This window comes from Delftia sp. ZNC0008 (genome assembly GCF_000799035.1).
Lineage (GTDB): Bacteria > Pseudomonadota > Gammaproteobacteria > Burkholderiales > Burkholderiaceae_C > Comamonas > Comamonas tsuruhatensis.
Map to the genome: position 1 here is coordinate 1 of NZ_JTKZ01000947.1, position 11,040 is coordinate 11,040.

Below are 11,040 nucleotides of genomic sequence, written 5' to 3' on the forward strand. Positions count from 1 at the left end.
CGTTGTCCTGGGACATGAAGCGCTGGATCTCGGGCAGGGACATGGGCGTGGCCACGGCCCCGGCGGCCTGCAGCGTGGGGCGCAGCTCGGGCGACTGTATGGCCTGGTTGATCCACTGGTTGAGCTGGGCCAGCCGCTCGGGGGGCGTGCCGGAGGGCACGGCCACGGCATACCACTGGGTGGCCTCGTAGCCGGGCACGCCAGCCTCGCGCATGGTCGGTACATCAGGCAGGCTGTCTATGCGCGTGGCGCTGGTCACGGCATAGGCCTTCAGCCGGCCCGACTGGATGTGCGGCAGCACGGGCGTCACGCCCAGCATGGCCAGGGGGATCTGCCCGCCCACCACATCGGTCACGGCCTGCCCGCCGCCCTTGTACGGCACATGCACCATGCTGGTGGCCGCCAGGGCGTTGAGCAGTTCGCCGGCCAGATGCTGGGAGGTGCCCGTGCCCGAACTGGCGTAGCTCCATTGGCCCGGTTTGGCTTTCATGGCGGCTACCAGTTCGCCCAGGCTGCCGGCCGCACCCGGGGCCGGGCCCACCAGCACCATGGCGCCCCGGGCCATCACGGCCACGGCGGTCAGCTCGCGGCCCACCTCGGGCTGGCGCGGGCCGGACAGCTGCGGACCGGGAACGGAGACCAGGGTCAGGCCATCTGCAGGTGCCTTCGCTGCCGCCTGCAGGCTGATCGCGCCCGAGGCGCCCGGCCGGTTTTCCACCACCACGCTGACACCGGCCCTGGCCTCCAGTTGCCGGGCCACATGGCGGGTCAGCACGTCCAGGCTGCCGCCGGGCGCAAAGCCCACGATCCAGGTGATGGGCTTGCCCTGCGGCGCGTGCGCCGGGGAATCGGCCGCGCGGGCCGTGGGCAGTGCAAGGGCCAGCAGGGCTGCGGCGGCCAGGGGGAGCAGTGCATGGCGGCGGGTGGTCGGCAGGCGGCCGCTGGCCTGCGGGGCGGGTAGGGGTGCGCAGGTCATTGGTCGGGGGCGCCGGGCGCGGTGTTGGGGTGTGCCTTGCAGCTTTCGTTGAAGCGCTGGACCATGGTCAGCATGGGGTTGAGCACCCAGGTGTTGAAGATCAGCACGTCATGCTCCTCCTTCGGGTCGCGAACGATGTTGAACAGGTAGGGGGACTCCAGCTTGCCCTTGCTCTCGTTGACCTCGGGCTCCCAGTAGAAATGCAGCTTCCAGTCGCGCCACTTCGCGGCCCGCAGCTGGTCCTTGATGTAGAAGAGAAAGCCCTCGCGCGCGGACCGGGGCTCGCCCAGCAGGAAGGCCGTCTGGTCCAGGCCGTCGATGGGCCGGTCCTGCGGCACGGCAGCGCCCGCCACCGCCGCCAGGGTGGAGAAGATGTCGGTCACGTGCATGATTTCATTGCTGGTGCGCCCGGCCTGGATGCGGCCCGGCCAGCGTGCGATGAAGGGCACGCGCAGGCTGCCCTCCATGGCCGTGTGGTAGGTGCCGCGCCAGGGGCCGGCCGTGCCGCGGTAGGGCTGGCGGAACTCGGGGCCGTTGTCGCTGCAGAAGATGAACAGGGTGTCCTCGCGCAGGCCGAGCCGGTCGATCTCGTCCGAGATCTGGCCCACGCGGTGGTCCATCTCCACCATGGAGTCGGCAAAGTCGCCCTGGCCGGTGCGGCCCGCGAAATCCGCGTGCGGCAGCGTGGGAAAGTGCAGGTGCACCAGGGGCAGGTACAGGAAGAAGCGGCGGTCCCGGGCGTGGTTGCGGCGCATGAAGTCCAGCGAGCGCTCCACCAGCTCGGCATCGATGTTGCGCCGCGATTCCAGGTCATAGACCTTGACATCGTCCGAGGGCGCTCCCGCGCGGCCTTCCATGATGTGGGGAAGGGGGGCCACCAGGGGGTCGTAGCCCGTGGTCGCGGTGAACTGGCTTTCGTCCGTGGTGCGGGGAATGCCGTACCACTCGTCGAAACCCCGGTCCGAGGGATAACGGCCTGGAATGTCCCCCAGATGCCATTTGCCGAAATGCGCCGTGGCATATCCCTGGGCGGACAGCAGCTGGGCCAGCGTGGTCTCGCCGCGCGTCAGGCCCTGTGGCAGCCCGGCCGGCACCGATTGCAGGGCACCCGTGCGGATGGGGTGGCGCCCCGTCATCAGGGCCGAGCGCGTGGGCACGCAGTCGCTTTCCACGTTGAAGTTCTGCAGCAGCAGTCCCTCGGCGGCCAACTGGTCGATGCGCGGCGTGGGAGCGCCGCGCAGCGCACCGCCGCCGTAGCAGCCCAGCTCGCCCCAGCCCAGGTTGTCCGCGACGATGAGCACGATGTTTGGTGGATTCATGATGTGGCTCAAAAAGTTTCCATGCCAAAACTCTAGCCACAAGCCCTGTTTTGGTGATAACCAAACCAGCGAAAATCGATGCACATCTGGAATGGCTTTGCTCGGCAAGGTAGCAAGCTTTCTCGTTTTTCTTCGTTGACAAGGAATGGCATGACGGGATTTGCCTATAACGAGCTGGCCTGCTTCCTGGCCGTGGCCGAGCATGGCCATTTCGGACGTGCGGCCGCTGCCCTGCAACTGACCCAGCCAGCTGTCTCCAAGATCGTGCGCCGCGTGGAGCAGGGCGTGGGAGCGGCCCTGTTCACGCGCGGAACGCATGGCGTGGCGCTGACCAGCAGCGGCCAGCTGTTCATGGAGCCCGCACGCCAACTGGTGCTGCGGCATGAGGAGACGATGCGCGCCGCCAGCGACATCCAGGCCCAGCATGTGGGCCTGATCCGCCTGGGCTTCACGCAGGCCACCTCGGAAAGCCGCGCCACCCGCGCCGTGGCCGAGCTGCTGCGCCGCCGCCCCGGCCTGCGCGTGCGGCTGACCGTGGGCAAGTCCGACGACCTGGAGCGCGCCCTGCTTGACGGCAGCCTGGACCTGGCCGTGGTGCCGTCCTACCCGGGCCATGCCACGCGCTGCGCCCAGGTGGTCATCGGCGAGGATGAGCTATGGGCCGCCGCACGGCCGCGCCACCCGCTGTTCCAGCTGGCGCTGGAGCAGGGCCTGAGGTTCGGGCATTTGCAGGGCTACTCCTGGGCCTTGCCGGCACCGGGCGCCGCCGTGCGCAAGGTGGTGGATGAGGCCTTCGCGGCCCAGGGCCTGGGCGCGCCCACCGTGGCCCTGGAGATCCAGCACAACACCGAGGCCACCATCGACATCGTGGGTCAGACCGACCTGCTGTGCTACGTGCCCAGCCATGTGCTGCGCAGCAATCCCGAGCGCCTGCAGTCCCTGCCCATCCCCGAGCTGCGCACGCGCCGCAGCTGGCTTCTCATCAGCCACCCCAAGGCCCATTGGTCGCCGCTGATGTCCGCGCTGCGGGACCTGACGCTGGGGTAGCGGCCCGTTCAGCAGGGCCGGTGCAGGCCGCCTCAAGTGTTCAAGGTGTCTTGCGCTCAGGCGGACACGGGGGTGGAGCTGCCCCCCAGGTGCCGGGCCGGCCGGTGCGTGTAGCGGTCCAGGGCCAGGCCGTCGGTGCTGATCTCCGGGCTGCGGCCGGTGATCAGGTCGGCGATCAGCCGGCCCGAGCCGCAGGCCATGGTCCAGCCCAGCGTGCCGTGGCCGGTGTTCAGGAACAGGTTGGAGTAGCGCGTGGCGCCGATGATGGGCGTGCCGTCCGGCGTCATGGGCCGCAGCCCGGTCCAGAAGCTGGCGCGCGCCACATCGCCGCCCGGGAAAAGGTCGTTGACCACCAGTTCCAGCGTGGCGCGGCGGCGCGGGTCCAGGCGCAGGTCGAAGCCGCCCAGTTCGGCCATGCCGCCCACGCGGATGCGGTCGTCAAAACGGGTGACGGCAATCTTGTAGGTCTCGTCCAGCACCGTGGACTGCGGCGCCAGCGCCGGGTTGCCCAGCGGCACGGTGAGCGAATAGCCCTTGACGGGGTAGACGGGCAGGTCCAGCCCCAGCGGCTCCAGCGCCTGGCGCGAGTAGCTGCCGAAGGCCATCACGTAGCGGTCGGCGGTCAGCAGTTCGCCATTCACGCGCACGCCGGCAATGCGGCCGCCTTCGACCACCAGGCCATCCACGTTCTGGTTGAAGCGCAACTCCACGCCCAGGCCGGTGGCGATGCGGGCCAATTCATTGGTGAAGCGGTGGCAGTCGCCGGTCTCGTCCTTGGGCAGGCGCAGGCCGCCGGTCAGCCGGTCGCGCGCCTGGGCCAGCGCGGGTTCCACCTGGGCCAGCTGGTCGCGGTCCAGCAGTTCGTAGGGCACGGCGCATTCGCGCAGCACGGCCACATCGCGCTCCACGGCGTCCAGCTGGGCCTGGGTGCGGAACAGCTGCAGCGTTCCGCCCGTGCGCTGCTCGTAGGCGATGCCGGTGTCGGCGCGCAGCTGCTGCAGGCAGCTGCGGCTGTACTCGGCCACGCGCATCATGCGTTCCTTGTTGACGGCGTAGCGCTGGGCAGAGCAGTTGCGCAGCATCTGCGCCATCCAGCGCAGCTGGAACAGGCTGCCGTCCAGGCGCACGGCCAGCGGCGCGTGTTCCTGCAGCATCCACTTCAGGGCCTTGAGCGGAATGCCGGGCGCCGCCCAGGGCGTGGAGTAGCCGGGCGAGACCTGGCCCGCGTTGGCAAAGCTGGTTTCGGACGCGGGCGCATCCTGCCGGTCCAGCACCGTGACCTCGGCACCGGCCCGCGCCAGGTAGTACGCACTGGTCACGCCGATGACGCCGCCGCCAAGAACAAGGACTTTCATGGGATTCACCGCCAAGTCAACAAGATGAAATCAAAGTCTATTGACGATGAGGCAGTGGAAATCACTGAAATATTGATACTCTCCAGTGATTGATCATCCCCGGGAAGCACCGCCATGGCCGCCAGAAGTGAAAACCGCGTGCTCGACCGCACCGACCGCAAGATCCTCGACATCCTGCAGCGCGACGGCCGCATCTCCATGACCGAACTGGCCGAGCAGGTCAGCCTCTCGGCCACGCCCTGTTCGGAGCGCGTGCGCCGCCTGGAGCGTGATGGCGTGATCACCGGCTACCACGCCCATCTGTCGCCCGAGGCGCTGGGCAAGACGCTGCTGGTGTTCGTGGAGATCAAGCTGTCGTCCAAGTCGGGCGAGGTCTTCGACAAGGTGCGCCAGGAACTGCTGCACGTGCCCGACGTGCTGGAGTGCTTCCTGGTCTCGGGCAGCTTCGACTACCTGGTCAAGGCCCGCCTGGGCGGCATGCGCGAGTACCGCCGCCTGCTGGGCGACATCCTCAAGAAACTGCCCGTGCCGGCCGAGTCGCACAGCTATGTGGTGATGGAAGAGGTCAAGGAGACGCTGGCGCTGCCTGTGGATCGGTGAGGGAGCCGTCCTCGGTGTTCCAGGGTCGGATCTACCCCCATTCCTCATTGTTATTTACTGTTTGAAACGTTTGTCGCAATAGATTTGATTCAAATGGGGTATTGTGCGATCCCATCCAAATGGATATTGGACGGCAGATCGGTCGTTATGGAGTTTCGCATTCATCGGCGCTCTCCGTTGAAAAGTAGGCAGGACGGCAACTTGGAGTTCCATTCCAATGGCGGTATTGCAAATATTTGTCATTGAATGGTGAATTTTTGGGATTGGTGATTTTTAAGGTTCAATGCCAGTGATAACTTGATAGCTCAAATCTATCTATCGCTGGGAGTTCTATGAAAAATCACGCCCTCATGGCTGCCTTGATGGCCGGTGCAGCAATCTCGGCCTGCCCACCCGCCAGCGCGCAAGTGACGCGTTACTTCGGGGAGATGAGAACCTCCTACTCGGATTTCCAGGATCGCACGGCTTGTCCCCTGGGGCCTCACGGCTCATGCCAGGATTTTCCGAGGACCGCCCGCCTGGCCGGCTGGTTTGAAACGGCCGCACCCTTGCAGCCCGACCTGGACGAGAGCGAAATAAGGGCGCTGGTGACTTCCTATGGTTTCTCGGACGGATTGACCACCTACAGCAGTGCCGATCCGGATGTGCGCGCATTCATTTTCAGGGTTTCCACGGACAGTGGGTCCAATATCGTGAGAAACAGAATCCACCTTCAACGCTGGCTGACGGGAAACAATCCGCACCGCTCCATCAATGGCGTTGGCCCGGGTGGATCTCCCAATGATGTGGATATGCTGAGCCGGTTTGAAATGGCCACGGAACAGGTGGCGGCCGTGAACAACGCGATGTGCGCTTCCCTGTTTTCGGAAACATCCCAGCACGTCAGCCATTCGGGTGAGAGCGACACCTGTCTGGGGACCTATGAGATGCCCGACAACGGCGTGTCCGTTGCGTGGACCGGGGCGCCCGTGCAAAACCAGAACGTCATGTCCTGGCACAGGGAGGCCGTGCATCCTGCCCTGTCGTTGACCCACAGCATCTCGCCCGCAGGCCAGGTGCAGGCGGGGCAGGAGGTGCGCTACACCATCACCGTCAGGAATATGGGGACCGTGGCCGCCACCCAGGCGCAGATTGCCGACAGCCTGCCTGCCGGCCTGGAGCGCGCCACCTGGACCTGTACGCCCGGCGCCAGCACGCCATGTCCCGTGGCGTCAGGCTCCGGATCGCTGGCGGTCACGGTGCCCGTGTTCGCGGCAGGAGACTCGCTGGTGTTCACCGTGATGGCCAGCGTGTCCAACCCGGCGCCCGCAACCATTACCAATGTGGCCACCGTGGATGCCGGGGACCCGTCGGTGCAGTGCATGCAAGCAGGGCAGGTCGTGGGAACGGTGCCGTGCATGGCTTCCGCGTCCATCAATACGGTGGCGGCTTTCCCCGGCGGTGGCCAGGTGACCCCCGTGCCGACGCTGCAGCACACAGCCCTTGTGGTCCTGAGCCTGCTGGCCGCAGCCATTGGATGGAGGGGGCTGGGGCGGCGCCAGCGGGTCGGCGCGGGCCGCTGACGCGGCCACAGGGACGCTGGCGCAGCTAGGTCGCGCTGGCGTCCTGCGCGGCGGCGCCCATTTTCTGGCGCGTGTCCTCGTCGAGCAGGCTGCGCACCTGGGCGAACAGAGGATCGGCGCCCGTGTACTTCCTGCCGTAGCCCAGGTTGAAGCCGTAGTCGAAATCCTGCGGATTGATCCCCTGGTTGTGCTGCAGGATGGTCTCCAGCTTGTCCAGGGCCTTGACGGCGCGGGCCTCGGGCGTGGCGGCGTCTTCGTACTCCTGCCACAGGGCCATGATGGCGTCGCGGTGCCCGGGCTGCAGCGAGCGGGTCAGGTGCAGCAGGTCGGCCTTTTCCTGCGCGCTCTTGTCGGGGTGCTGGTTCTTTTCCACGGCGGGGATGTCGCCGTGGATGGCCTCGCCCAGGTCGTGGATCACGCACAGCTTGAGCAGCTTGAGCATGTCCAGCTGTGCGAATTGGTCCTCGAAGGCGATGGCCATCAGGCACAGGCGCCAGCTGTGCTCGGCCGTGCTTTCGGTGCGGCCGGTGGAGGTGTGGGCGCTGCGCAGCACGCTCTTGAGCTTTTCCGCCTCGCGCAGGAAGTCCAGGCGGCCCTTGATGTTGTTGATATCCATGGCGGATATTCTCGTCGGCTTTCACCAGGGCCGCGCGCGTCCGGGCTCAGTCGATCAGCCGCCCCTGCGCATCCCAGAACGGGTGTGGGCCGTCAAACTGGCCGCTGGCCACGGCATGGCTGACCAGTCGGCCGCCAGGCGGCAGGGCGTGCAGCATGAAGCCGGGCGGCTCCAGCGTCCAGGCCGATGCGGCGTCGGGCGCCAGGTCCAGGCAGACCTGGTGGGCGGGCGCAGGCGAGGTCATGGCCACCGTGCCGCCAAAGGCGACCTGGATGCTGCGGTGCAGGTGGCCGCAGATGACGCGCTGCACGTTGGGGTGGCGGCGCACCAGGTCTTCCAGCGCCTGGGCACCCTGCAGCAGGCCGATCTTGTCCATGTGGCCTATCAGGGTCTCGAAGGGCGGGTGGTGCATGGCGATGACCACGGGGCGGCCTTCGCTGGCGGCCAGTTGCAGCTCCAGCCATTGCAGGCGTTCCTCGCACAACGCGCCCTCGCTGTGGCCGGGCACCACGGTGTCCAGCGCGATCAGCCGCAGATCGCCGATGTCCACGGCGTACTGGATGAAGCCTTCGCTGCGCAGCCAGGTGAGCTCGGGAAAGGCGGTGCGCAGCGCGTCGCGGTCGTCGTGGTTGCCGGGCAGCAGGTAGATGGGAAGCGTGCCCAGCGGCGCCAGCAGGCTGCGCAGGTGGGCGTATTCGGCGGGTCGGCCGAAGTCGGTCAGGTCGCCGGTGATCACCAGGGCATGCGGTGGCTGGGGCAGGGCGAGCACGCTTTGCACGCTGCTTTCCAGGTACCGGGCGGTATCGATGCGGCGGTAGGTCAGGCGGCCGGGTTCGCGGATATGCAGGTCGGTGAGCTGGGCCAGGAAGGTGGTCATGGAGGGGCGCAGGGTTTCAGGCGTGGGCATGGTTGGGCATCCATTGGTGGGGGGCGATGCGCAAGGCCACGCGGTCGCCCGATTGCGCGGCGTGGTCGCGGGCCACGTCGGCCATCAGCGGCGTGTGGCCCGCCAGCTCCAGCGTGAGCTGCAGGCGGTCGCCCAGGAAGACGCGGCGCGCCACGGATGCGGGCACGGCGCCCGGCGTGCCGGCGGCGCAGACCTCGATGTCTTCAGGGCGCAGCAGCAGCCGGGCCGCGCCCGTGCATTCGGCCGGGCAGGCCAGTTCCATGCCGGCCAGCGCCAGCCGGTTGCTGCGCGCATCGTCTTCGCTGCGTTCGACCTGGTTCACGCGCCCCAGGAAGGTGGCGACAAAGGGATGGGCCGGTCGGCGGTACAGGCTCTCACCGTCGCCCACCTGCAGGATGCGGCCTGCCTGCATGACGGCCATGCGGTCGGCAATGGCCATGGCCTCCTGCTGGTCGTGCGTGACGTGGACGGCGGTGATGCGCAGCTGGCGCAGCAGCTGGGCCAGCTCGTCACGCAGGGTTTCCTTGAGCTTGGCGTCCAGCGCGGTCAGCGGCTCGTCCAGCAGCAGCACGCGCGGGCGCGATGCCACGGCGCGGGCCAGGGCCACGCGCTGGCGCTGGCCGCCGGACAGTTCGGCCGGGCGCTTGTGCTCCAGGCCGTTCAGGCGCACCAGGTCCACCAGTTCGCCCACCACGCGGCGCTGCTCCTGCTCGGACGCGCCGCGTATGCGCAGGCCGTAGCCAATGTTGGCCTGCACGCTCATCTGCGGGAACAGCGCGTAGTGCTGGAACACCATGCCCACCTGGCGCTTTTCTATGGGCACGCGGGTGACGTCGGCGTCGCCGAAGGCGATGCGGCTGCCCGCATCCGGCGTCTCCAGCCCCGCGATGATGCGCAGCAGCGTGGTCTTGCCGCAGCCCGAGGGTCCCAGCAGGGCCAGCACCTCGCCGGGCTCCACGCGCAGGTCGGTGGCCTGCAGGCCGCGCGTTCCGTCGGCATAGGTCTTGGCGCATTGCCGGATGTCGATGGCGACGCTGTTACTTTCCATAATGCTTCTCGATGAAATGCCCCAGCGCCTGCAGCAGCCACATCACGGGCAGGATGACGATGAGGAAGATGAGGGTATAGGCCGAGCCCACCTCGATGCGCATGGACGCATAGCTGTCGGCCAGGCCCACGGGCAGGGTGCGCGTCAGCGGCGTATGCAGCATCCAGGTCAGGTTGAACTCGCCCATGGACAGGGTGAACACCATCAGGCAGGCGGCCACGATGGCGGGCAGCACGGCAGGCACCAGCACGCCCAGGAAGCGCTGCGCGAACGAGGCGCCCAGGCTGCGCGCAGCCTCCTCCAGCGCCACCAGCTCCTGGCGGCGCAGTGCCGAGCCCACCATGCGCACCATGAAGGGCAGGGTGAACACCACATGGCCCACCAGGATGAAGGCAAAGCTCTGGCGGAAGGCGGCCACGCTGCCATAGGCCAGCAGCAGGGCCAGGGCGCTGGCCAGGCCCGGAATGGCCACGGGCAGGGTCAGCAGTTCCTCGAAATGCCGGGCCCAGGGCGAGCGGCTGCGCGCCAGCGCATAGGCGCAGGGCACGCCCAGCACCAAGGTCATGGCCACGCAGGCGCAGGCCAGCAGCAGCGACATCAGCACGGTATTGCCGTAGCCGGCCCAGACCTCGGCCAGCCAGCGCGTGGTCAATCCGCTGGACAGGCCCTGGCCGTAGTTCTGCACCAGCCCGGCCAGCACCGACAGCAGCATGGGCGCCAGCATGAACACGGTGACGGTGGCCGTCACCAGCCACATCAGCGGCGGCATTTTTGGCCGCCGGGCCGCCCCAAGGCAAAAAGCGGCCCCTTCGGGGGGCCGCGGACCTTGCGCTGCAAGGGCAGCGTGGGGGCTATTTTTTTGTGTGGTCCGCATGGTCAGACTCCTGTGGCGGCCGGACCCGCCCAGCGCCGCGACAGCCACAGCACCAGCCAGGTGATCAGCCCCAGGCTGATCGACAGGCTGGCGGCCAGGGCGAAGTTGGCGTAGTTGGTGAACTCGTTGTAGATGGTGATGGGCAGCACCTCGAACTTGCTCGACAGCGTGAAGGCCGTGCCGAAGGCGCCGACCGACGTGGCGAACACGATGGCGCCGCAGGCCAGCGTGGTGGGCAGCAGCTGCGGCCACCACACATCGCGCGCCACGCGCCAGCCGTTGCCGCCCAGCGAGCGCGCGGCCTCCTCCAGGTGCGGGTCCAGCGCCTCGGCCGCTGCCGTGTAGGAGGCAATGGCGCGCGGCAGCGAAAAGTACAGGTAGCCCAGGAACAGGCCCAGCAGCCCGTAGGCGAAGGTGATCCGCTCGCTGCCCAGGGCCACCGACAGATCGGCCAGCGCGCCCTGGCGCCCGCCCAGCAGGATGATGAAAAAGCCGATGATCACGCCCGGAAACGACAGCGGCAGCGTCAGCAGCGACAGCAGCAGGCCGCGCCCCGTGAAGCGGTGGCGCGCCAGCGCAATGCCCATCACCGCGCCGGTCAGCAGCGTGGCCACGGTCACGGCCAGCGACAGGGCCAGCGTCTGCAGCAGGCTTTGCAGGTACAGCGCGTCGGTCAGGGTGGCGAAATAGGTGCGCCAGCCTTCACGCGCCGGCAGCGCCAGCAGCAGGCACGCGG

At 67.8% G+C, this 11,040-nt stretch carries 11 protein-coding genes; 3 read left to right on the forward strand and 8 right to left on the reverse strand.

What is annotated here, in order from left to right:
• Together L995_RS30480 and L995_RS30485 are read right to left on the reverse strand one after the other, a co-directional pair.
• On the reverse strand, positions 1 to 976 hold a 976-nt coding region (locus tag L995_RS30480; RefSeq protein WP_047475194.1), incomplete at its 3' end, for a tripartite tricarboxylate transporter substrate binding protein.
• Complete coding sequence (locus L995_RS30485) at positions 973 to 2,295, reverse strand: arylsulfatase (protein WP_047475201.1); 1,323 nt, start codon at positions 2,293 to 2,295, stop codon at positions 973 to 975. The genes L995_RS30485 and L995_RS30480, both read right to left, overlap by 4 nt.
• 150 nt (positions 2,296 to 2,445) lie before the next feature.
• On the opposite strand from L995_RS30485, the gene L995_RS30490 reads away from it, so the two are divergent.
• Positions 2,446 to 3,342 (forward strand): LysR family transcriptional regulator, encoded by an 897-nt coding sequence (locus L995_RS30490; protein ID WP_013802902.1) that lies wholly within the window; start codon positions 2,446 to 2,448, stop codon positions 3,340 to 3,342.
• A gap of 56 nt (positions 3,343 to 3,398) precedes the next feature.
• Here L995_RS30490 and L995_RS30495 read toward each other — a convergent pair whose 3' ends face one another.
• Complete coding sequence (locus tag L995_RS30495; protein ID WP_016448135.1) at positions 3,399 to 4,697, reverse strand: D-amino acid dehydrogenase; 1,299 nt, start codon at positions 4,695 to 4,697, stop codon at positions 3,399 to 3,401.
• Between the two features lie 114 nt (positions 4,698 to 4,811).
• Here L995_RS30495 and L995_RS30500 point away from each other — a divergent pair, with 114 nt between their 5' ends.
• Both L995_RS30500 and L995_RS30505 read left to right on the forward strand, forming a co-directional pair.
• Positions 4,812 to 5,297, forward strand: a complete 486-nt coding sequence (locus L995_RS30500) for a winged helix-turn-helix transcriptional regulator (protein WP_016448134.1) — start codon at positions 4,812 to 4,814, stop codon at positions 5,295 to 5,297.
• 332 nt (positions 5,298 to 5,629) lie between these two features.
• Positions 5,630 to 6,859: an IPTL-CTERM sorting domain-containing protein gene (locus L995_RS30505; RefSeq protein ID WP_047475196.1), complete on the forward strand. Its 1,230-nt coding sequence runs from the start codon at positions 5,630 to 5,632 to the stop codon at positions 6,857 to 6,859.
• 25 nt (positions 6,860 to 6,884) lie between these two features.
• On the opposite strand, the gene L995_RS30510 is transcribed toward L995_RS30505, so the two are convergent.
• From L995_RS30510 to L995_RS30530, 5 genes are all read right to left on the reverse strand, one after another.
• Positions 6,885 to 7,475, reverse strand: a complete 591-nt coding sequence (locus L995_RS30510) for an HD domain-containing protein (RefSeq protein ID WP_016448132.1) — start codon at positions 7,473 to 7,475, stop codon at positions 6,885 to 6,887.
• 46 nt (positions 7,476 to 7,521) lie between these two features.
• On the reverse strand, positions 7,522 to 8,382 hold the full coding sequence (locus L995_RS30515; protein WP_047475198.1) for a phosphodiesterase: 861 nt from the start codon (positions 8,380 to 8,382) through the stop codon (positions 7,522 to 7,524).
• Complete coding sequence (locus L995_RS30520; RefSeq protein ID WP_047475199.1) at positions 8,369 to 9,430, reverse strand: ABC transporter ATP-binding protein; 1,062 nt, start codon at positions 9,428 to 9,430, stop codon at positions 8,369 to 8,371. Before L995_RS30520 ends, L995_RS30515 begins: the two co-directional genes overlap by 14 nt.
• On the reverse strand, positions 9,420 to 10,187 hold the full coding sequence (locus tag L995_RS30525; protein WP_034347925.1) for an ABC transporter permease: 768 nt from the start codon (positions 10,185 to 10,187) through the stop codon (positions 9,420 to 9,422). Before L995_RS30525 ends, L995_RS30520 begins: the two co-directional genes overlap by 11 nt.
• A gap of 119 nt (positions 10,188 to 10,306) precedes the next feature.
• The coding region (locus L995_RS30530; RefSeq protein WP_047475200.1) for an ABC transporter permease at positions 10,307 to 11,040 on the reverse strand (734 nt) is incomplete at its 5' end.

Bases quoted from the DNA above. Each gene is read 5' to 3' on its own strand.
- L995_RS30485 (WP_047475201.1), bottom strand. From the start codon at position 2,295: ATGAATCCACCAAACATCGTGCTCATCGTCGCGGACAACCTGGGCTGG.
- L995_RS30490 (WP_013802902.1), top strand. From the start codon at position 2,446: ATGACGGGATTTGCCTATAACGAGCTGGCCTGCTTCCTGGCCGTGGCC.
- L995_RS30495 (WP_016448135.1), bottom strand. From the start codon at position 4,697: ATGAAAGTCCTTGTTCTTGGCGGCGGCGTCATCGGCGTGACCAGTGCG.
- L995_RS30500 (WP_016448134.1), top strand. From the start codon at position 4,812: ATGGCCGCCAGAAGTGAAAACCGCGTGCTCGACCGCACCGACCGCAAG.
- L995_RS30505 (WP_047475196.1), top strand. From the start codon at position 5,630: ATGAAAAATCACGCCCTCATGGCTGCCTTGATGGCCGGTGCAGCAATC.
- L995_RS30510 (WP_016448132.1), bottom strand. From the start codon at position 7,475: ATGGATATCAACAACATCAAGGGCCGCCTGGACTTCCTGCGCGAGGCG.
- L995_RS30515 (WP_047475198.1), bottom strand. From the start codon at position 8,382: ATGCCCACGCCTGAAACCCTGCGCCCCTCCATGACCACCTTCCTGGCC.
- L995_RS30520 (WP_047475199.1), bottom strand. From the start codon at position 9,430: ATGGAAAGTAACAGCGTCGCCATCGACATCCGGCAATGCGCCAAGACC.
- L995_RS30525 (WP_034347925.1), bottom strand. From the start codon at position 10,187: ATGTGGCTGGTGACGGCCACCGTCACCGTGTTCATGCTGGCGCCCATG.